Raw genomic sequence first — 21,489 nt, forward strand, 5'->3', positions numbered from 1 at the left:
ACCGCGTACGGCCCGGGGATCTGAAGGGGACCGGGGGGATAACGGACCCGGCCATTCACCGCGTTATGCCGCGATGAATTCGTTCCACTTGCGGACCATGTACTGGTTTTCGTCCATGACGGCGTTCCAGCAGGCCACGCTGCCCATGCGGTCGTAGAAGGAGCCGCCGTCGCGGACCTCTCCGGCCTCGGCCAGCTTGTCGCCGGTGGGCGAGGTGATGACGTCGGTGGCTTCCTTGCCCTCGAACCAGTAGCCCCACTCGTTTTCGGTCATGAAGTCCTTGGAGGTCTCGGGCACGGCCGAGTAGTAGCCCTGTCGCATCAGGTAGCCGCCGACCCAGCCGGAGAGATACCAGTTGATGTAGTCATAGGCGGCGTCCAGCTCCATGCCCGACAGCGAGGACGACAGGCCGATACCGCCGCCCCAGCTGCGATAGCCCTCTTTCAGGGGTTGGTAGACGCAGGGGATGCCGCGCGACTTGACCGCGGTGATCGCGGGCGACCACATCGACTGGATCACGACCTCTCCCGAGGCCATCAGGTTCACGCTTTCGTCGAAGGTCTTCCAGAAGGCGCGGAACTGGCCGTTCCGCTTGGCCTCGGTGAAGATCGCCATCGTCTTGTCGATCTCGTCTCGGGTCATGTTGCCCTTGTCGCCGTACTGGATCTCGCCCATCGCCTCGCAGACCATCGCCATGTCCATGATGCCGATCGAGGAAATGTCGAGGATCGAGGCCTTGCCCTTGAACTCGGGGTTCAGCAGCTCGGTCCAGCTTTCGATGGGGCGTCCGATCAGGTCGGGGCGGATGCCCAGCGTGTCGGCGTTGTAGATCGTGGGGATCAGGGTCATCCAGCCGGTTTCCTCGTCGGCAAAGCTGGTGCCGCCGGGGCCGTCGACAAAGCCCACTGTATGCGGTGCGGTGCCCTGCGCGATCTCGCTGTCGGGTGTCAGCTTGCCCGAACGGAAGATGCCCACGATCTTGTCGTAGTTGGCGATCTTCGAGGTATCCATCGCCTGCAGGTTGCCGGTCGGCCAGACCTTCTTGCAGATCCAGTATTCGATGTCGGCAATGTCAAAGCTGTCGGGCTGGGTGGCCGCGCGCTGGGTGACGCTGTCGGAATCGAGCGCCGTCATTTCCAGCGTGAAGCCCAGGTCCTCTTTCACCTTCTTGGCCACGTCGTTGAGGTTCGACACGCCGGTGCCGAACTGGCGCAGCACGATGTCCTTCGTGTCCTGTGCCCAGAGCATCGGCGCGGGCAGGGTTGTCGCCGCGACGGCCGCGCCGCCTGCCTTCAGCAGCGAACGGCGGGTATATCCAACCTTGGGTTTAGCCATAGTCTTGTCCTCTCTGTTCAGTCGTCTTGTCTTGGTGGTTGATGCTTGATCTCGAAAACGGCGCTTGCCGGACCGCGGTTTTCAGGCGGTCAGGCGATGCAGCCGCGCCTCGTCCCAGCTGAGCCGGACGGCATCGCCGGGATTCTTGGGGGCAGCAAAGAACTGGTCCTCGGGCAAGAGCGCCAACACCTCGTCACCGCCTTCCGTGGTCGTGGACACGGCGACAGAGGCGCCCTGGTACTCGATCGCCATGACCGTGGCGGCCATGCCCTCGTCTGCCAGTTGTACCGCATCGGCGCGCACCGTGACCTTGCCCTGGGGCAGCGTGATGACGTTGTGACCGCCGATGAACCGGGCCACGAATTCCGTACGTGGCTTTGCCCAGACCTCACGCGCGGGGCCTGCCTGTTCGATCACCGCGTCGTTCATCACCACGATCTCGTCGGCCAGCGCCAGCGCCTCGTCCTGACCGTGGGTGACGTGGATGAAGGTGATCCCCAGCTCGCGCTGCAGCTTTTTCAGCTCTGTCCGCATCCTGATGCGCAGGAACGGGTCCAGCGCCGACAGCGGTTCATCCAGCAACAGCACCTTGGGTTCCGTCACCAGCGCGCGCGCCAGCGCCACACGCTGCTGTTGTCCACCGGACAGCTGCGCCGGCAAGCGGTCGGCCAGATGGGTCATGTCCACGAGGGCCAGCAATTCGTCCGCCCGCTTGTGCCGGGCGGACCGGTCAATGCCCTTCATGCGCAGGGAAAAAGCCACGTTGTCGCGCACCGACAGATGCGGAAACAGCGCATAGTTCTGGAACATCATCGCGGTGCCCCGCTGCGCGGGCGCCAGTGGCGCCACGTCATGACCGTCCAGCAGGATCGACCCGTCGCTGACCTCTTCGTGCCCGGCGATCATCCGCAGGGTCGAGGATTTCCCACACCCCGACGGTCCCAGAAGACAGACATAGCTGCCCGGGGCGAAGACGTGGTTCAGATCACGCACGGCGACAGTTTCGCCATAGCGTTTGGTCAAGTGAACCAGTTCCAGATCATATCCTGTGCGCATGACGCCCCCGTTTGCCTGTCAGGGAAACCTTGTTGCGCTCTTGCCGGGATGGGGGAGCGTTTTCAGCCTCCCGACCCCCGCGAAACACGGATCGGGCAAAAATTGAGCATTCGCGGCATCTCTGTGCGCAAAAATGAACGCAATTTCGTATACAATCATGCGTGCAAGGCTGCGTCCCAGCGCCTGCTTGTCCCCAGGCCGCCGAATCGGAATAACGGAACGCAGAGGTGGTCGTTGGCACAGAGTGACATGAACAAGTTTGAAACGAAGCATTGGACCAGCGACACCGTAGCCGCGGACCTCGAACACGCGATTCACGAACACAGGCTGCCCCCGGGCACCAAGCTGGGTGAGGATGAGCTGGCCGAGGCCTATGGCATCAGCCGCACCATCGTCCGCGCCGCCCTGCTGGCGCTGTCGCACCGCCGACTGATCGAACTGAAGCGCAACCGGGGCGCCTTTGTCGCGCAACCAACCGTGCGCGATGCGCGCGAGGTATTTGAGGCGCGCGCGCTACTGGAACCCCGCACCGCGCATTCGGCGGCAGAGCGGATGACGGACGAGGACCTGGCGCTTTTGCGCAGCAATATCGCCAGCGAGCACGAGGCGCTCGACGCCGGAGAGAATGGCCGCGCCCTGTTCCTGTCGGGGCAATTCCACGTCGAGATCGCGCGCATCGCGGATCAGACCACCGTCCAAGGCTTCATCTCGGAACTGATTTCGCGCTCATCGCTCATCATCGCGCTCTATTGGCGGCGGAGGGCGGCACTGTGCGAAACGCAGGCGCATCACGCCCTGCTGGACGCCTTTGCCAACCGGGACGGCGACCTGGCTGAACAACTGATGAAAAGCCACCTTCTGGATCTCGTGGCCTCGCTGGACCTGCGCAACGTCACGCAACCGCCCACCTCCCTGCGCGAGGCCCTGAAAAGATGACACAGCCGAATTGCCGAACCGCGACGCTGGAAGAGATCGAGCTCATGCTGGATTGGGCCGCCGACGAGGGCTGGAACCCCGGGCTGGCGGATGCGCAGGCCTTTCAGGCGGCGGACCCCGAGGGGTTCTTCGTGGCAGAGGTGGACGGAAAAACCGTTGCCGCGATTTCCGTCGTGAACCATTCGCCGCAGATGGCGTTTCTTGGGCTTTACCTCTGCCTGCCGGAATATCGTGGACGGGGAATCGGCTATGCGCTGTGGACACGGGCGCTGACCCACGCCGGGGCGCGCACAGTGGGGCTGGACGGCGTGCCCGCGCAAGAAGCAAACTATGCAAAGTCCGGTTTCGTGCTGGCCGGGCGCACCCGGCGGTTCGAAGGCACGTTGGACCGCTGCGATACTGCCGCGAGTCTTGCCGGCGCGGCCGATCTGGATGCCATTACGCGATTGGACAGGGCGGCCAACGGCTATGACCGGCCCGCTTTCCTTGCAGAATGGACAACACAGTCAGACAGCCGAAAAACGGTCTTGCTGCGGGGGCCGCAGGGGATCACCGGCTTTGCCACCGCCCGCCTTTGCCGGGACGGCTGCAAGATCGGCCCGATCATGGCCGCGACCGTCGACGAGGCACTGACCCTGGCCCGGCAGGCCGCCTCGGCGCTAGAGTGCAGAGACGTCATCATCGACACGCCCGATGTTCCCGGCGGCCTGGGTCAAAACCTGCAAGGCATGGGCTTCGAGGAAAGCTTTGCCACAGCCCGCATGTACCGTGGCCCGGCTCCCTCGCCCGGTCCGGCATTGCAGGCCATCGCAACGATGGAACTGGGCTAGAGGCTCAGCCGCGCCGGGGCGGCTCGTTGCCGCCTGCCCCCTTGCGGGGTTTGCCCGGGCCTTTCCCCGCACCGCCGGCGCGCGGCCTGCCCGGTTTGCCAGCCGCTCCCGGAGGCGTGAACCGCTTGGACGTGTCAGAGGCCTGCGCCTTGGGCGCCGCGGGCTTGCGCGGACCGCCGTCGGGTTTGGCGCCACGTCCTTTCGGGCCCGCCCCACCCGGTTTGCCGAAGGGCTTGCCCCCGGGCTTGCCGCCGGGTTTACCCGCGGGCCTGCCGTCCGGTTTTCCCGTGTATTTTCCCTTGGGCTTGCCGGGGCCTTCCTTGCCGGCGGCGGGCTTGCCCGGCCGCCGCTCCTTGTGGGCCTCACCGTCGGGCCGTTTCGGCTTGCGCGCGACCGGAGCCTCGGGCGCCGTAGATGCGGGCGCCTCGGCAGCCGGGGCAGCGGACGCCTCGGCCTTCGGCTCCGGGCGCGGTTTGCCCTTCGGACGATCATCCGACCGGGCCGGGTTCTTGTGGCCCTGCGGGCGGTCAGGTTTGCGTCCGGCCGGGGCAGGCTTGCGCGGCGCAGAGGTGAATTCCGGCGCGCTGTCCAGTTTGCGGACCGTCACGCCCTCTTGCAGCTCCGCCCCTTCGCCAATCGCGGAGAGGAACCCCGGAACGCTGGCCTCGGCCAGTTCGACATAGCTTTCCGATTGCTGAATCCGGATCGCACCGATGGCGTCCTTGTCCAGGTTCCCCACGCGGCACAAGAGCGGCAACAGCCAGCGCGGTTCTGCCCGGTCGCCCCGCCCGACAGACAGCGCGAACCACGTGCTGGGACCGAAAGGCTTGCGCTCCTTGCGCTCGGGGCGGGCGTCGGGGTCCGCCAGGTCCTCGGGGGCGGACAGGCGCGCACGATGCAGCGCCAGGTAGGCGGCGGCGATCGTTTCCGGTCCGTAGAGATCAAGCAGACGGGCGGCGAAGGCCTCCTGCTCGGGCGTGGTCTCTGCCTCCCAGACGGGATCGGCCAGAAGGCGTTCCTCGTCCTTGCGCAGGATGTCGTCGGCAGAGGGCGGCAGGATCCAGTCGGCCTCAATCTTGGCGAATTTCAGCAGGCGCTCGGCCTTCTTGGTCACCTTGGGCGGCACGATCAGGGCGGAAATCCCCTTGCGCCCAGCCCGGCCCGTGCGTCCGGAACGGTGCAGCAACCCTTCGGCGTTCGAGGGCAGTTCGGCGTGAATCACCAGTTCCAGCCCAGGCAGGTCGATGCCGCGCGCCGCCACGTCGGTCGCCACGCAGACCTTCGCGCGCCCGTCGCGCATCGCCTGCAGCGCGTGGGTACGTTCGTTCTGGCTCAACTCGCCCGACAGGGCCACGACGGAAAAGCCCCGGTTCGTCAGTCGCGCGGTCAGGCGGTTCACCATCGCACGGGTATTGGCAAAGACGATGGCATTCTGCGCATCGTGAAAGCGCAGCAGGTTGATGATGGCGTTTTCCGCGTCCTGTTGGGCCACGCGCAACGCCTGGTAGGCGATGTCGGCGTGCTGCCGCTCGCCGGTGAGCGTGGTCACGCGGACCGCGTCACGTTGGTATTGCTGGGCCAGCTTGGCGATCATCGGCGGCACGGTGGCCGAAAACAGCAGCGTGCGCTTGTCCTCGGGCGCCTCGCCCAGCATGAATTCCAGGTCCTCGCGGAACCCGAGGTCCAGCATCTCGTCCGCCTCGTCCAGCACGATGGCGCGCAGGCTGCCCAGGTCCAGCGAACCGCGCTGGATGTGGTCGCGCAGGCGCCCGGGCGTGCCGACGACGATATGTGCCCCCCGCTCCAGCGCACGGCGTTCGTCACGCATGTCCATGCCACCGATACAGGTCGTCACCCGCGCGCCCGCCTTGGCATAGAGCCAACCCAGCTCGCGCATCACCTGCAACGCCAGTTCGCGCGTGGGGGCGACGATCAGGGCCAGGGGTTCCGCTGCCGGTTCCATTGACTCTGCCTCGCCCAACAGGGTCGGTGCGATGGCAAGGCCAAAGCCCACCGTCTTGCCCGATCCGGTCTGGGCCGAGACCAGCAGGTCCTTGTCCTCGAGGTCGGGATTGGTGACGGCCTCCTGGACGGCGGTCAAAGTTTCGTAGCCGCGCTCGGACAGCGCATCGGCGAGGGCCTGGATCATGTTTGAAATCAGTCTGGACATTTGGGGCGCAGATGCGCGGTCGGCCCGTGCCGACCGGCAAAGGCAAGCCTAGCCCATTATACCCTTGCGGGCCGGCTGTATACCTCTAATCGCGCAATATGTTGGCCGAAACGCCGCGTTCACCCCGCCCCGGCGATCAGCAGGATACCATGCGCGACCAGCGCGGGCCGGTCCTGGCCCTGTATCTCGAAGGTGGACTTCAGTTCGACACGGATGCCACCGTCTCGCGGTTCCGCCGCAATCACCTCCTGTCGCAGCCGGACGAAGGCGCCACAGGGCACCGGCGCGGTAAAGCGCACCTTTTCATAACCATAGTTCAACCCGGCGCCGCGCCGCTCGATGCGGAACAACTGCCGTTGCAGTCGCGGCGCCAACGCCAGCAGGTACAGCCCGTGCGCGATGGTACGCCCGTCCGGCTGCTCGGAGGCGGCGCGTTCGGTGTCGACGTGAATCCAGTGGTCGTCGCCGGTCAGCTCGGCGAAAGCGTCGATCTTGTCCTGCGTGATTTCCACCCAGTCCGTGGCGCCCAGGCTGGCGCCCTGATGATCGGTGAAATCCATAGGGGTCTGCAGGATCAGCATCTCTTTCCTCCCGGCTGGCAGACCTGCCGGTCCGCAAATGAATCATTAAATCATAAATATAATTTTTGGCTTGCACAAGCGGGCGGTTCTCTTGAAGATACGGCGCAACTTGACGTGTTTTGGAGGGACAGGATGCCCGGGGCTTTGAATCACCTGAAGGTGCTGGATTTCAGTCGGGTCTTCGCGGGACCGTGGACCGCGCAGATGCTGGCCGATTTCGGCGCAGATGTCGTGAAGGTCGAACATGTGAAAGGCGGCGATGACGTACGCCGCATGGGCGTGCCGCACCTTGGGGCCGATGGCGAACCCACCGGAGAGACCTCATCTTTCCTGGCGATGAACCGGGGCAAACGTTCGCTCGCGCTGGACTTGTCGAAACCCGAGGGGCAGGACATCGCGCGCCGCCTGGTCGCCGAGGCAGACGTGCTGATCGAGAACTTCAAGACCGGCACGCTGGCGCGTTTCGGGCTGGACTACCAGGAAGTGGCCAAGCTGAACCCCCGGCTGGTCTATTGTTCGATTACCGGCTTCGGCCAGACCGGCCCGATGAAGCACCTGCCCGGCTACGACCCGATCTTCCAGGCGATGAGCGGGCTGCTCAGCATGACCGGCATCCCCGACGGACAGCCGGGCGCGGGTCCCGCGCTGGTGGGCTACTCGATCTCGGACATCACCGCCGGGCAATACGCGGTCTCCGCCATTCTGGCGGCGCTGAACCACCGCGACGCGGTGTCCGGCGAGGGACAGTTCATCGACATCGCCCTGCTGGACACGCAGATCCACGCCGCCTCGCACATGGCGATGAACTACCTGTCCTCGGGCCGCCTGCCCAGGCGCAACGGCACTGCCTCGCAGATCACCTGCCCCTGGCAGGCCTTCGACTGTGCCGACCGCCCGATCATGATCGCCATCGGCAACGACGCACAGTTTTCCCGGTTCGCCGACTACCTGGGCCTGCCCGAGCTGGCGCAGGACGACCGCTATGCCACCAACCTTGCCCGGGTGCAGAACGCCGACACGCTGATCCCCCAGATCGCCGCCAAGCTGGCCACGAAACAAGCCGACGCCTGCTATGCCGAGCTTGAGGCCATCGGCATTCCCGCCGGGCCGCTCAACAGTTTCGACGACGTCTTTCGCATGGAGCAGGTGCAAGAGCGCGGCCTTCTGCAGGAAATGCAGCACGGCAGCGCGGGCCTCGTCCGCTATGTGTCCAACCCGGTGAAATTCTCGGGGCTGGACGCGGGCACCGACATGCCGCCGCCGCGCTTTGCCGAACATACCGACGCGGTTCTGACAGGGCTGGGGCTGGACGCGGACCAGATCGCGGGCCTGCGGGCCGCGGGCATCGTGAAATGAAGGAGACCGGCATGGACGGAAGCATGAACGAGGACTGGCAGGAAAACGCGCGCATGATCGTCGAAAGCGCGCGCGCCGTGGTGCCCGCCGATGGCGCGCTCGACCGGGTCCGCAAGGCGCGGTTCGACGGGGCCGGTTTTGACCGCGCTGTGATGCAGCAGACTGCCGAACTGGGCTGGCCTCTGATGTGGATCGGTGAAGAGGCCGGCGGCCTGGGCCTGCGTGAGACCTGCGCCCTGATGGAGGTGCTGGGCCGTGGGCTGGTGCCCGAACCGGTGCTGTCCACGATGATGGCCGGCGCGCTCTTGCAGGAGGCACTGCCCGAATCCGCCATGACCGGCGAGGCGGTGATCCTGACTGCCTGGCAGGACGTCACCGGCGCGCTGGACTGGCAGGGCGGTGCCAAGGGCGACCTCCTGACCGGCACCAAGGTCAACCTGCGCGGCGCTGTCGGGACCGATCTCTTTGCCATCGTCACTGACGCAGGCCTTGCCGTTGTGCCCCGCTCCGCCGAGGGCCTGACCATCGAAACAGCAGAGACGCTGGACGGCGGCACGATGGACCGCCTGCACATGACCGGCGTCGCGGCGGACTTCTTGCCCTGCGCCCGGGTCGAAGCCGTATTGCAGGACGCCACGCTGGCCCATTCGGCCTACCTGCTGGGCCTCGCAGACCGCGCGCTGGAGATCACGCTGGACTACCTGCGCGTCCGCAAGCAGTTCGACCGCCCCATCGGCAGCTTCCAGTCGCTTCAGCATCGGGCAACCGAAATGAAAATCCAGCTGGAACTGACCCGCGCCGCGATTGCCGCCACCGCGCGGCGGTTCGACACCGGGGCGGACGCCGCCACCCGCGCCGCCGGCGCCGCCCGTTGCAAGCTGCGCGCGGCAGAGCTGGCCATGCTGGTCGCTCGCGAGGCGGTGCAGATGCATGGTGCGATGGGCATCACCGACGAGGCCGACATCGGCCTGTTCGTCCGCAAGGCCATGACAGAGGCCAATCTCTTCGGCAGCCCGCACCTACAGCGCCGCATGCTTGCCACCCGGCTCGACCAGGAGGAGGCCGCATGACCGCCCTGCCCGATTACAACGCCATGAGCGACGCCGAGTTTCGCCAGACCGCGCGCGCCTTTGTCGAAACCAACTATCCCGACATCCCGCGTTACTCGCTCAGCCGCCTGCATTGGGACGAGGTGAAACCCTGGTACATGGTCCTGTCGGAACATGGCTGGATCTGCCCCACCTGGCCGCGCGAACATGGCGGCATGGGCCTGAACGCGGGCAAGCACCTGATCCTGATCGAGGAATTCGAACGTTATGGCGCCGCGCGCGTGAACGACATCGGCCCGGTCATGCTGGGTCCCTTGCTGTTGAAACACGGGACAGAGGCGCAGAAGGCACATTTCCTGCCCCGGATTCTGTCCGGTGAGGACGTCTGGGCACAGGGCTATTCCGAACCGGGCGCCGGGTCCGACCTGGCAGCAGTGCGCTGCGAGGCGGTGCTGGACGGCGAGGAATGGGTGATCAACGGGCAAAAGACCTGGTGCACGCTGGGGATGGATGCCAACTGGATCTTCATCCTCGCCCGCACCGACAAGACGGTGAAGAAACAGGCGGGCATCAGCTTCCTGCTGGTGCCGATGGACGCCAGGGGCGTGACCATCCGCAACATCGAGAACCTGGAGCTCGAGGCCGAGTTCTGCGAGGTCTTTTTCGATGACGTGCGCGTGCCCGCCGATCACATCGTGGGCCGCGTCAATGACGGCTGGTCGGTGGCCAAGGCGCTGCTGGGGCATGAACGGGTCTTCATCGGCGCGCCGCGCCTGTCTGCCGCTGCCCTGTCGCGTCTGAAACGCATCGCCCAACGTGCCGGGGCCTGGGACGACCCCGTCTTTCGGGATCGCTACGTCGCGCTGCAATGCGACGTGCTGGATCTCAGCGACCTCTTCGAGACCTATGTCGACCGGTTGCGCGATGGGCACGAGATCGGTGCCGACGTGGCCATGCTAAAGATCTTCCAGAGCGATCTGTACCAGCGCATTTCCGAACTGATGATGCAGGTGGCCGAAGAGGACGCGGGCCTGCGCCATGCCCCCGAGGGCGACCGCCAGTTGCACGCGGCGGCCACATACCTGTCGGCCCGCCCGACGACGATTTTCGGCGGCTCGACAGAGATCATGCGCAACGTTCTGGCCAAGGCCGTGCTGGAGCTTCCAAGCTGACTAGGGCCTATAAACTATAGTTTTGATTTTTTAACACATCACGTCTAGTTTCGACCAGAGTCGAAACGGGGAGGAGACCCCCGGATTCGGACCGACCAAGCAACAGGAGGAGTTACGTTGCTGTATTCCAAGATCATCCGTGGGGCCGCCATCGCCGCCCTTGGCCTTGCCGCGCAGGCCGCCTTTGCCCAGGACGTGACCTTGCCGCGCGCAATGGTCTGGACATCCTATGACCTCGGCTCGACCGGTTATGCCGAAGCCTCGGCAATGGCCGATGCGCTGGACAAGAAATACGGCACCACCGTGCGCCTGACGCCCTCAGGCACCGCCATCGGCCGGATGCTGCCGCTGGCTCGTGGCCGGGCGACCTTCGGCTTCATGGGCAATGAAATCTTCTTTGCCTCCGAGGCCGATTTTGAGTTCGCCGCACCCGACTGGGGTCCGCAGGACGTGCGCGTCCTGCTGGGCCGTCCCGCTGCCGTGGGTCTGATCACCGGCGAAGACACCGATATCCAGTCGATCCAGGACCTGAAGGGCCGCAAGGTCGGTTTCGTGCAGGCCAGCCCCTCGACCCTGATGAACACCAAGGCCGCGCTGGCCTTTGGCGGGCTGACCGTCGATGACGTCGAAGAAGTGATCTACCCCGGCTACGGCGCGATGGTCCAGGGCTTCATCTCGGGCGAGATCGACGCCGTTCCCGTCACCCCCACCGTTTCGGCCCTGCGCGAGGCAGAGGGCGGTCGCGGCGTGCGCTGGCTGGACATGCCCGGATCGGACGCTGCGGGCTGGGAGCGCGTGCGCGCCTCGTCCTCGGTGTTCTCGCCCGTCTCGATGACCGTGGGCGTCAGCATCTCGGAAGAGGACCCGGCGGACCTGCTGGGCTACCGCTATCCACAGCTGACCACCTATGCCGCAACGGACGATGACGAGGTCTACAACTTCGTCAAGGCCCTGGACGAGAGCTTTGATCTCTACAAGGACGCCAACAAGGTGATTGGCCGCTGGAACGTCGGCGATGCCGGCACCTCCCCGGCGGGCGCCCCCTTCCACCCGGGCGCGGTCAAGTACCTGCGCGAGATCGGCGTCTGGGATGCCGAGGACGACGCCTGGAACGAGGCCCGCATCGCACGGATCGAGGCCGTCAAGACGGCCTGGGCCGCCGCCCGGGAAAAGGCCGAGGCAGACGGTGTCTCAGACGCAGACTGGCCCGACTTCTGGCAAGCCTACCGCGCCGAAGCGCTGGACTGATCCCCCCACCGACCGCGCCTGCCGCCCTCACTCCCGGCGGCACGGCACGGTCACGGCGCGGGCCGACCGGCCCGCCGCCGCCCGGCCCCGGCCCGCGTGCCGGCGGCTCTCCCCTCCCGCATTCCGGATACCGCCATGCAGACCGACACACTTTCTCAGACGCAGGACCAGCCAAAGCCCTGGGCGCAACCCGGCAGCAGGCTGACCGGCCCGGCCTGGTTCACCGTCCTCATCCTGTCGACGACGGGCCTGGCGATCATCATCAACCAGATCTTCAACCTGCAGTTCCTCGGGTTCCGCCCGATCAGCACGGCCTACTATTACATCATCGTCGGCCTGTTCATGCCGGTGGCCTTCCTGAATTCCCCCGCCCGCACCGCCGATGCCGATCGCGTCCGCTGGTACGACTGGCTGCTGGCCGCGGCGGCGCTGGGAACCTGTTTCTATTTCGCCCTTCACGCCAACGACATCCTGACCCGGGGCTGGGAATTCGAGGCGCCCCTGCCGGTGGTCCTGCTGGCCGGCCTGCTGGTGCTGATGTCGCTGGAGGCCGTGCGCCGCTGCGCGGGCTTGCCGCTGTTCCTGATCTGCGCGGTCTTCGCGGCCTTCCCGCTCTATACCGGTCACATGCCCGGTTTCCTCTGGGGCGTTCAGATGTCGCTGTCGGAAACCGTGCTCAGCCATTCCCTGGGGGTCGAAAGCATCATCGGCATCCCGATCCGCGTGATCGCGGACCTTCTGATCGGCTTCATCGTCTTCGGCGTGGCACTGACCGTCTCCGGCGGGGGCACCTTCTTCATGGACTTGGCCAGCGCCCTGATGGGCCATGCCCGCGGCGGCCCCGCCAAGGTGGCCATCCTGTCCTCGGGCTTTTTCGGTTCGCTCTCGGGCAGCGTGATTTCCAACGTCATCTCGACCGGTTCCATGACCATCCCGACGATGAAACGCTGCGGTTATCCGGCGGCCTATTCCGGCGCGGTCGAAAGCTGTGCCTCGACAGGTGGCGCGCTGATGCCGCCGGTCATGGGCTCGGTCGCCTTTGTCATGGCCTCGTTCATGAACGTGCCCTATGCCGACATCATGGTGGCTGCGACGGTGCCCGCGCTGCTGTTCTACCTTGTCCTGCTGATCCAGACGGATTGCTACGCGGCGCGCAACGGCCTGCAAGGCCTGCCGCGTGACCAGCTGCCCAAGATCTGGGTCGTGCTGCGGTCGGGCTGGATCTTCCTGCTGAGCCTCGGCCTGCTGGTCTTTCTGCTGCTCGCCACCAACGCCGAGGCGAAATCGCCCTTCTACATCACCGTGCTGCTGCTGATCACCGCCCTGGTGCGCGCCCGCAAAAGCGGAGTCCTGACCCCGATCCTGACCCTGCTGATCGAGACCGGGGCCACCATCGGCATGCTGGTGGGCGTGCTAGCCGGGGTCGGCATGGTCGTCGGCGCGCTGGCGATCACCGGGGTCGGCAATGCCTTCAGCCGCGAGCTGCTGCAATACGCGGGCGGCAACGTCTACCTGCTGCTGGCCTTCGGCGCATTGACCAGTTTCATCCTGGGCATGGGGATGACGGTTTCGGCCTGCTACATCTTCCTGGCCGTGGTGCTGGCGCCTGCCCTGGTGCAGGGCGGCCTGTCCGAGATGGGCAGCCACCTGTTCATCCTCTATTGGGCGATGCTGTCCTATATCACGCCGCCAGTCGCGATGGCCGCCGTTGCCGCCTCTTCGATCGCCAAGGCACCCGCCATGCGGACCGGCATCGTGGCAATGCGGCTGGGGGCGATCCTCTTCGTGCTGCCCTTCCTCTTCGTTCTGAACCCCAGCCTGATCCTTCAGGGCGAGCCGCTGGAAATCACCCTGTCGGTCTCGACCGCGATCCTCTCCATCCTGATGCTGTCGGCCGCTTCCGAACGTTACATCTACGTCCTCGGCCGTGGCGCCCGTGGGTGGGAGGCGCTGGTGCTGCTGGCAGGCGGTCTGTGCCTGCTGGTGCCCGACCTCGTGTCCGATCTCGTCGGGCTGTCGGCGCTGGCGCTGGTCATGGGCATCGGACTTCTCAACAAACCTGCGATGGCGGCCACTCCGGTCAGCCAGAAAGGGATCGAATGACCCGCAACCTCACTGTCCCCCTGCCCGATGGCGGCCAGCTGAACGCCCGTATCGACGGGCCGGACGGGGCGCCCTGGGTGGTCTTTTCCAACTCGGTCATGACCGACCTGTCGGTCTGGGACGCACAGGCCACCGCCCTCGCGGACCGCTACCGGGTGCTGCGCTACGACCAGCGCGGCCACGGCGCCTCCAGCCTGCCCGACGGCCCGATGAGCTTTGACGGCTACGGCGCGGACCTGACTGCGCTGCTGGATCATTGCGGGATCACCCGCTGCGTCCTGGTCGGCCTGTCGATGGGTGTGCCCACCTGCCTGGCCGCCGCCAAGGACCGGCCGGACCGCGTCGCCGCCTTCGTCGCCGTGGATGGCGTCTCGCGCAGCGCAGCGGGGCGCGAGGCCTTCTGGACCGAGCGTCGTGAGACCGCGCGTGCCGATGGCATGGCCCGCATCGCCGCAGAGACCGCGCCGCGCTGGCTGCCCGATGTGGCTGCGGATGCCCCGCTTGCACAGGGCCTGAGCGCCATGATCGCCGCCACCCCGGTCGAGGGCTTCGCCGCCGCGACCCATGCCCTGGCCTCTTACGACCAGTCCGCCGCGCTGGCGTCCCTGACCTGCCCCGTGCTGGGCCTGGCCGGGGAAAAGGATGGCGCCATGCCCGACGCGATCCGGGCCCAGTTCGGCCCCCTGCCCGACATACGTTTCGACACCATTCCCGGGGCGGGCCATGTGCCCAACTTCCAATGCCCCGAGGCCTTCAATGCCGCGCTTGCGCCGTTCCTGGACGCCGTGGCCCAAGACCAACAGGAGCTTCCGTGATGCCCGGCCCGCTTTCTCATATCCGTGTTCTCGACCTCTCCCGCATCATGGCCGGCCCCTGGTGCGGCCAGATCCTAGCCGACCTGGGGGCTGACGTCATCAAGGTCGAACGCCTGGGCGCCGGGGACGATACCCGCCGCTGGGGCCCGCCGTTCCTCAAGGACAGCGAGGGCAACACCACCAAGGAGGCCGGGTATTACCTGTCGGTCAACCGGGGCAAACGCTCGGTCGAGCTGGACCTGAAATCCGAAGAAGGCCGCAACGTCGTCCGCGCCCTGGCGCGCGAGTCCGACATTCTGCTGGAGAACTTCAAGACCGGCACGCTGGGCCGCATGGGCCTGGGCTATGACGACCTCAAGGAGGTGAACCCGCGCCTGATCTACGCCTCTGTTACCGGCTTTGGCCTGTCCGGGCCACAGGCGAACGACGCCGCCTATGACTTCATGATCCAGGGCATGGGCGGCCTGATGAGCGTCACCGGCGGCCCGGATGGAGAGCCCGGCGGCGGCCCGCAGAAGGTCGGTGTGCCGATCATCGACATCATGACCGGCATGTATACCGCCATCGGCACCCTTGCGGCGCTGGCCAACCGCGATCAGACCGGCAAGGGCGATCACATCGACATCGCCATGCTGGACGTCTCCGTCGCGATGCTGGCGAACCAGGCGATGAACTACCTCGTTTCGGGTCAGAAGCCCGTGCGGCGCGGCAACCGCCACCCCAATATCCAACCGCAGAACGTCTATCCGGTTAAGGACGGTTTCATCGTCCTGGCGGTGGGCAACGACGGCCAGTTCGTCAAGTTCTGCGAGGTCATCGGGCAACCCGCCCTGTCCGGTGACCCGAAATTCGCCACCAATGCCGCCCGGGTCGAGAACCTCGAAGAGCTGGAGGCGCTGCTGATCGCGGCCCTGGCCGACCGCACCATCACCGAGTGGTGCGAGGCCTTTGCCGCGGCGGGCGTCCCCTCCGGTCCGATCAACACCATCGACCGGGTGTTCGAGGAACCGCAGGTCAAGCACCGCCGGATGCTGCGCGACATTCCACATCCGCTGTCGGGCACGGTCAAACAGGTGGTCAGCCCGATGAACTTTCTCAACGCGCCGCTGAGTATCGACAAGGCACCGCCGCTGTTGGGGGAACATACCGAAGAGGTGCTGCAGGCACTCGGACTGGGGGAGACGCAGGCATGAAGACCGGACAGGACACCGCCAAGGTCGAGGGACGCATCAGCTTTCCCGAGCCGGAGACCATGACCACCGCCCAGCGCGAGGTCTATGACCAGATCATTTCCGGCCCGCGCCGGACGCTGGTCGGGCCCTTGCGCGCCGCGCTGCACAACCCGGTGCTGGCCGATCGCTGGCAACGCATGGGCCAGGTGCTGCGGTTCGAAACCTCGCTGCCGACGCGCCTGTCGGAACTGGCGATCCTCGTGACCGCGCGGCGCTGGAACAGCCGCCTGGAATGGGCGATCCACGCCCGCGACGCGGACCGCGCGGGTCTTGACCCGGCCATCGCAGAGTCGGTGCGCCTGTGCCAGCCGCCCAGCTTCGGCGACGATGCCGAAGCCCGTGAGATTTATGATTTCGCCCGCCAGATCGTGCAGACCGGGGATGTGGCGCCCGACACCTATACCGCCATCGTCGCCCGCTGGGGCGAAGTCGGCGCGGTCGAACTGACCGCCGTCATCGGCTACTATTCTCTGGTGGCGATGACGCTCAACGTCCACCGCATTCCCCTGCCCGAGGGCGTCAGCGCCACTCTTCCGGGCGAGGCGGGCGTGCTGGCCGAGCTTCCGGCGCCGGCGGGGGCCTGAGCGTCATGTTCCACGACCCCCGGCACGACGCGCACGGGTTGGCGCATGGCCCCTGGATGGCCCTGATCGCCCCCCGTCCCATCGCCTGGATATCAACCGTTTCGGCGGAAGGGGTGCGCAACCTTGCCCCCTACAGTGCCTTCAACACCGTCGCCTCCAAGCCGCCATTCGTGATGTTTTCCTCGGACGGGCCAAAGGACACGCTGGCCAACATCGAGGCGAGCGGGGAATTCTGCGTGAACATCCCCGGCGAAGACCTGAAAGAGGCGATGAACGCCACCTCTGGCAGCTACCCGCCAGAGGTCGACGAATTCGCCATCGCGGGCGTCACCCCCGCCCCCTGCACCAACATCGACGCCCCCCGCGTCGCCGAGGCGCCGATCTCGATCGAATGCCGTCTGGACAAGATCGTGGGGCTGGACACCTCTACCGGCGTGCCCTGCCACAACCGCGTGGTCTTTGGCGAGGTCGTCGGCATCCACATCGCCGACCGCATCCTGCGCGACGGCAAGGTCGCGACAGACCTGCTGCGCCCGCTCGCGCGGCTGGGCTACCGCGACTACTGCACAGTGACAGAGACATTCGAGATGATCCGCCCCCAGGTGGACCAGACAGGCACGAGGACTTGACGAAAATGAGCCACGAGACACTGACCCTGGACGTCAGCGAGCATATCGCCACCATCACCATCACCCGCCCGCCGGTAAACGCCCAGAACAACCGCTTTCGCGAAGAACTGGTCGAGGTCGTCGATGCGCTTGGCGACCGTTCGGATGTGCGCGCCATCGTGATTACCGGCGAGGGCAAGGCCTTTTCCGCGGGCGCCGACCTGTCAGAACGTCCGACGCAGGACCCCGGTCATTACACCGCTCACAATCGCCGCGTGCGAGCCAGCTTTGACTGCCTGCTGGAATGCCCCAAGCCGATCATCGCCGCCGTCAACGGCGCGGCCATCGGCGCGGGCTGCGTGACCGCCTTGTGCTGCGACATCATCGTGACGTCCGAAAAGGGATTCCTGCAGATGACCGAGGTCATGGTCGGCCTCGCCGGGGGGGTGGCCCATGTGCGGCGGCATTTCGGCGAAAGCGACGCCCGCATGATGATCTACACCGCGCGCCGCGTCTATGGCCCTGAACTGTTGCGGATGAACGTCGCCTCGGCCTGCGTCGCGCCAGAGGACCTTTTTGAGACTGCGCGCGGCATCGCCACTGACATCGCCAAGGCAAGCCCCTCGGCGGTGCGGGCGGCCAAGAAGTCGTTCCAGGTCACGGAAGGCGTGTCGATCTACGAAGGCTACCGGTTCGAACAGGGCCAGACCAAGGCGCTGTCCACCTCCGAGGATACCGCCGAGGCGATGGCGGCCTTCCGCGAAAAGCGCGCGCCGGTCTTCAAAGGCTGAGCGGCCCGGAGCGCTGCCGCCCGGCAGGTTCGACACACCAATCCGCCAGCCCGTTTGTTCGGGCTTGCGGCCAAAGCGGTTCTTGCGCAATGGCCTTCCCGGGATTTCCGGAATAAGAGAACCGGCAAAGTTTCATCGCGCGGGAAGGACAGCATGATACCCTATCGCTCAAAGACATCGACTTCTGGACGCAACATGGCCGGCGCCCGGGCCCTGTGGCGCGCCACGGGGATGAAGGATGGCGACTTCGGCAAGCCGATCATCGCCATCGTGAACTCCTTTACCCAGTTCGTGCCCGGCCACGTCCACCTCAAGGACCTGGGCCAGATGGTGGCCCGCGAGGTCGAGGCGGCAGGCGGTGTCGCCAAGGAATTCAACACGATCGCCGTGGACGATGGCATCGCGATGGGCCACGACGGCATGCTCTACTCGCTGCCCTCGCGCGAGATTATCGCGGACAGCGTGGAATACATGGTCAATGCGCATTGCGCGGATGCCATGATCTGCATTTCCAACTGCGACAAGATCACGCCCGGGATGCTGATGGCGGCCATGCGCGTCGATATTCCCGCGATCTTCGTCTCCGGCGGCCCGATGGAGGCCGGAAAGGTCAATGTCGACGGCAAAGACATCGCGGTCGACCTGGTGGACGCGATGGTGCAGGCGGCGAACCCCGACCTGAGCGATGAACAGGTCAATGCCTTCGAGGTCAACGCCTGCCCGACCTGCGGGTCCTGTTCCGGCATGTTCACCGCGAACTCGATGAATTGCCTGGCCGAGGCCCTGGGCCTTGCCCTGCCCGGAAACGGTTCGACCCTGGCCACCCACGCCGACCGCAAGGCCCTGTTCCTGGAGGCCGGGCGCCGGATCGTGGACCTGGCCAAGCGCCACTACGAGGGCGGCGACCAATCGGTCACGCCGCGTGGCATCGCCACCCATGCCGCATTCCAGAACGCCATGACGCTGGACATCGCGATGGGCGGCTCGACGAACACGGTGCTGCACCTGCTGGCCATCGCCCGCGAGGCCGAGGTGGACTTCACCCTGGACGACATGGACAAGCTGAGCCGGATCACGCCCTGCCTGTGCAAGGTCGCGCCCGCCGTGGGCGACGTGCACATGGAAGACGTGCACCGCGCCGGCGGCATTTTCGGCATCCTCGGGCAGCTCGACGATGCCGGGCTGATCAACCGCGATGTTTCGACCGTCCATGTGCCGACCATCGGCGAGGCCATCGACCAGTGGGACATTGCGCGCACCAAGGACAACAAGGTGCACGAACTGTTCAGCGCCGCGCCGGGCGGCGTGCGCACCACAGAGGCCTTCAGCCAGGCCAGCCGCTATCGCAGCCTCGACACGGACCGCGAAAACGGCGTCATCCGGTCCAAGGAACACGCCTTCAGCCAGGACGGCGGCCTGGCCGTGCTGTTCGGCAACATCGCGCAGGAAGGCTGCGTGGTGAAAACCGCGGGCGTGGACGACAGCATCCTGAAATTCAGTGGGCCGGCCAAGGTCTGCGAAAGCCAGGACGAGGCGGTGAACCGCATTCTCGGCAAGGAAATCCAGGCCGGTGACGTGGTCATCATCCGCTATGAAGGGCCGCGTGGCGGGCCGGGGATGCAGGAAATGCTCTACCCGACCAGCTACCTGAAATCCATGAAGCTGGGCAAGGCCTGCGCCCTGATCACCGACGGCCGTTTCTCCGGCGGCACCTCCGGTCTTTCGATCGGTCACGTCTCGCCCGAGGCTGCCGAAGGCGGCAACATCGGCCTGCTGGTCGAAGGCGACATGATCGAGATCGACATCCCCAACCGGACGATCAACGTGGCGCTCAGTGACGAAGACCTGGCAGCGCGCCGCGCCGAGATGGAGGCCAGGGGCGACGCCGCCTGGAAGCCCGCCAAGCCGCGCAAGCGCAAGGTCAGCCGCGCGCTCAAGGCCTATGCCTCGCTGGTGGCCAATGCCAGCCACGGGGCCGTCCGCCTGGACCCGTGATCGCCTGAGACGGCTGGAAACAGATGCGCCCCGAACCGGACTGCCGGTTCGGGGCGCATTTTCTTTGAACTGACGGAGTCTCGCGGACCAGTCCCGCTACCGCAGCTTGACCTCTATCTTCATCATGTCGCCACGATAGATCCCGTTGGCCAGCATGATGATGTCTCCGTTTTGGTTGACCACCGTCCGCTGCACGCGGGCAATCGGATCACCGATCGAGATGTTCAGCTGCGAAGCCGTTTCAAGGTCTGCCGCGCCGATGGTAACGATCTGGTTGGCGTTCACCACCGTCTGCCCGGGCAGATCCGCCACCAGCCGCATGGCCGTGACCTTGGTGTAATTCTCTTCCGGGATCAGGTCGCAGATGCGTTCATCGACGTAGACATCGGCCAGCAGAAAGGCCAGGTCGTCACGACTATGCCTGCGCTTGAGATGCCGGTAGGCCGGTGCGGCATTGCCGATATCACCATCATGACGGGGCAGTTGCGCGCCAAGTTCATCGCCCAGGATCTCGATCACCGCGTTGTCGCGCGCGATCAGCAGGCCCGTCCAGTCGGTCTTGACCTCGCACCAGAGGTCGCGCTTGGGCTGTTCGACGACAAAGGTGCCCTTGGCACGGTAGCGCTCGATCAGGCCTTCCTTTTCGAGGATGTCCAGCGATTGCCGGATCGTCATCGTCGCCACGCCGCATTGATCGGCCAGTTCCTTGACCGTGGGGATCTTTTCCCCCACTTCCCACTCGCCGCTTTCGATCCGCTGACGGAACAGGCTGGCAAGCTGGATGTATCGCGACACGTTGCTTTTTTGCAGCGCCTTCACGGTCGCATTTTCAGACTTCATACCGGCCATCGCGCCCTCTTTGCCACTGTCACACAAGGATAGAGGGAGCTGGAAACTTCTTCAATCAATAAAACTAGTTTTTAGATCAAGCACCGGGCGCGGGAACCATGACCGCGCCCGGGCCGTGTTCAGAATGCCAGGCGGCCCAGGGTGATTTCGTTTTCCCCCTCGCCCTGGTCGTTGACCACCGGGTTCGCGGAGACGGAGGCGCGCGCGGCCATCTCCGCCTCCCAAGCGGCCAGCGCCGGGAAATGATCGCGCCAGCCGCAATCGGGCCAGCGGAAATCCAGCTGTCCCAGCGCACAGATCACCGCCACATGGCCAATCCCGAAACCCGATGCTCTCAGATCCGGAACCTCGGACTCCAGCCGGGCCATCGACGCACGCACCTTGGCCAACCATCCTTCTGTCACCGCTTCCCAAGGGCCGGTTTCACGGGTCAGTTCGGTGCGCCAGAGCAGCAGGATATCGGTCAGCCCGTCGCCCAGTGCTTGCCAAGTCAGCTGGTCCACCCGGGCCGCTGGGTCCGCAGGAAACAGGTCGGTCTCGGCCCGGAGGTCGAGGTATTCGCAGATCACGCGGCTGTCGAACAGTGCCTTGCCCTCCTCGGTGACAAGGGTGGGGATCTTGCCCAAGGGGTTGTCCGCCATGACCGCCTCGTTCGGCGGCAGCGGCATGGCCACCACGGACCGCACCTGCTCCACCTGTTCCGTCAGGCCGGTTTCCTCCAACACGATCATGACCTTGCGCACGAAAGGAGAGCGCGGCGACCAATGCAGTTTCATCAT

At 65.8% G+C, this 21,489-nt stretch carries 19 protein-coding genes; 13 read left to right on the forward strand and 6 right to left on the reverse strand.

Annotated elements, in window-relative coordinates; all coding sequences use genetic code 11:
* Positions 1 to 63 precede the first annotated feature (63 nt).
* Together PVW46_RS10340 and PVW46_RS10345 are read right to left on the reverse strand one after the other, a co-directional pair.
* Positions 64 to 1,335: an ABC transporter substrate-binding protein gene (locus PVW46_RS10340; protein WP_043144833.1), complete on the reverse strand. Its 1,272-nt coding sequence runs from the start codon at positions 1,333 to 1,335 to the stop codon at positions 64 to 66.
* 81 nt (positions 1,336 to 1,416) lie between these two features.
* The gene (locus tag PVW46_RS10345; RefSeq protein ID WP_043144832.1) at positions 1,417 to 2,391 is read right to left on the reverse strand and encodes an ABC transporter ATP-binding protein; all 975 of its coding nucleotides are present in this window, start codon (positions 2,389 to 2,391) and stop codon (positions 1,417 to 1,419) included.
* A gap of 249 nt (positions 2,392 to 2,640) precedes the next feature.
* Between PVW46_RS10345 and PVW46_RS10350 the strand changes: the two genes are divergently transcribed.
* Together PVW46_RS10350 and PVW46_RS10355 are read left to right on the forward strand one after the other, a co-directional pair.
* Positions 2,641 to 3,327: a GntR family transcriptional regulator gene (locus tag PVW46_RS10350; RefSeq protein WP_069208630.1), complete on the forward strand. Its 687-nt coding sequence runs from the start codon at positions 2,641 to 2,643 to the stop codon at positions 3,325 to 3,327.
* The gene (locus PVW46_RS10355; RefSeq protein ID WP_069208629.1) at positions 3,324 to 4,157 is read left to right on the forward strand and encodes a GNAT family N-acetyltransferase; all 834 of its coding nucleotides are present in this window, start codon (positions 3,324 to 3,326) and stop codon (positions 4,155 to 4,157) included. The genes PVW46_RS10350 and PVW46_RS10355 overlap by 4 nt, the downstream gene beginning before the upstream one ends.
* 4 nt (positions 4,158 to 4,161) lie before the next feature.
* Here the strand turns inward: PVW46_RS10355 and PVW46_RS10360 are convergent, their stop codons facing one another.
* Complete coding sequence (locus tag PVW46_RS10360; RefSeq protein WP_069208628.1) at positions 4,162 to 6,306, reverse strand: DEAD/DEAH box helicase; 2,145 nt, start codon at positions 6,304 to 6,306, stop codon at positions 4,162 to 4,164.
* 140 nt (positions 6,307 to 6,446) lie between these two features.
* Positions 6,447 to 6,908, reverse strand: coding sequence for a MaoC family dehydratase (locus tag PVW46_RS10365; protein ID WP_069208627.1), 462 nt, complete (start codon positions 6,906 to 6,908; stop codon positions 6,447 to 6,449).
* Positions 6,909 to 7,040: 132 nt separating this feature from the next.
* On the opposite strand from PVW46_RS10365, the gene PVW46_RS10370 reads away from it, so the two are divergent.
* The 11 genes from PVW46_RS10370 (at position 7,041) to ilvD (ending at position 19,861) form a co-directional block, all read left to right on the forward strand.
* Positions 7,041 to 8,264, forward strand: a complete 1,224-nt coding sequence (locus PVW46_RS10370; protein WP_069208626.1) for a CaiB/BaiF CoA transferase family protein — start codon at positions 7,041 to 7,043, stop codon at positions 8,262 to 8,264.
* An 11-nt stretch (positions 8,265 to 8,275) separates the two neighbouring features.
* Positions 8,276 to 9,334 (forward strand): acyl-CoA dehydrogenase family protein, encoded by a 1,059-nt coding sequence (locus PVW46_RS10375; protein ID WP_069208677.1) that lies wholly within the window; start codon positions 8,276 to 8,278, stop codon positions 9,332 to 9,334.
* Positions 9,331 to 10,485, forward strand: a complete 1,155-nt coding sequence (locus tag PVW46_RS10380; RefSeq protein WP_139132265.1) for an acyl-CoA dehydrogenase family protein — start codon at positions 9,331 to 9,333, stop codon at positions 10,483 to 10,485. The genes PVW46_RS10375 and PVW46_RS10380 overlap by 4 nt, the downstream gene beginning before the upstream one ends.
* A gap of 117 nt (positions 10,486 to 10,602) precedes the next feature.
* Positions 10,603 to 11,733 carry a TAXI family TRAP transporter solute-binding subunit gene (locus PVW46_RS10385; protein WP_083242214.1) on the forward strand — a complete coding sequence of 377 codons (1,131 nt, stop codon included), beginning with the start codon at positions 10,603 to 10,605 and terminating at the stop codon, positions 11,731 to 11,733.
* Positions 11,734 to 11,868: 135 nt separating this feature from the next.
* Positions 11,869 to 13,836: a TRAP transporter permease gene (locus PVW46_RS10390; protein WP_069208625.1), complete on the forward strand. Its 1,968-nt coding sequence runs from the start codon at positions 11,869 to 11,871 to the stop codon at positions 13,834 to 13,836.
* Positions 13,833 to 14,651: an alpha/beta fold hydrolase gene (locus PVW46_RS10395; RefSeq protein WP_069208624.1), complete on the forward strand. Its 819-nt coding sequence runs from the start codon at positions 13,833 to 13,835 to the stop codon at positions 14,649 to 14,651. Before PVW46_RS10390 ends, PVW46_RS10395 begins: the two co-directional genes overlap by 4 nt.
* Entirely contained in the window at positions 14,651 to 15,844 is a 1,194-nt protein-coding gene (locus PVW46_RS10400) for a CaiB/BaiF CoA transferase family protein (protein WP_069208623.1), read from the forward strand. The genes PVW46_RS10395 and PVW46_RS10400 overlap by 1 nt, the downstream gene beginning before the upstream one ends.
* A complete protein-coding gene (locus tag PVW46_RS10405; RefSeq protein WP_069208622.1) occupies positions 15,841 to 16,467 on the forward strand; it encodes a carboxymuconolactone decarboxylase family protein in 627 nt (208 codons plus the stop codon). The genes PVW46_RS10400 and PVW46_RS10405 overlap by 4 nt, the downstream gene beginning before the upstream one ends.
* Before the next feature lie 5 nt (positions 16,468 to 16,472).
* Complete coding sequence (locus PVW46_RS10410) at positions 16,473 to 17,096, forward strand: flavin reductase family protein (protein WP_069208621.1); 624 nt, start codon at positions 16,473 to 16,475, stop codon at positions 17,094 to 17,096.
* Positions 17,097 to 17,101: 5 nt separating this feature from the next.
* Entirely contained in the window at positions 17,102 to 17,866 is a 765-nt protein-coding gene (locus PVW46_RS10415; protein ID WP_069208620.1) for an enoyl-CoA hydratase/isomerase family protein, read from the forward strand.
* 153 nt (positions 17,867 to 18,019) lie between these two features.
* Entirely contained in the window at positions 18,020 to 19,861 is a 1,842-nt protein-coding gene (ilvD, locus tag PVW46_RS10420; RefSeq protein WP_069208619.1) for a dihydroxy-acid dehydratase, read from the forward strand.
* A 96-nt stretch (positions 19,862 to 19,957) separates the two neighbouring features.
* On the opposite strand, the gene PVW46_RS10425 is transcribed toward ilvD, so the two are convergent.
* The gene (locus PVW46_RS10425) at positions 19,958 to 20,656 is read right to left on the reverse strand and encodes a GntR family transcriptional regulator (protein ID WP_274575867.1); all 699 of its coding nucleotides are present in this window, start codon (positions 20,654 to 20,656) and stop codon (positions 19,958 to 19,960) included.
* Positions 20,657 to 20,829: 173 nt separating this feature from the next.
* A complete protein-coding gene (locus PVW46_RS10430) occupies positions 20,830 to 21,489 on the reverse strand; it encodes a glutathione S-transferase family protein (protein WP_274575869.1) in 660 nt (219 codons plus the stop codon).

Source organism: Mameliella sp. AT18, assembly GCF_028807275.1.
Taxonomy (GTDB): domain Bacteria; phylum Pseudomonadota; class Alphaproteobacteria; order Rhodobacterales; family Rhodobacteraceae; genus Antarctobacter; species Antarctobacter albus.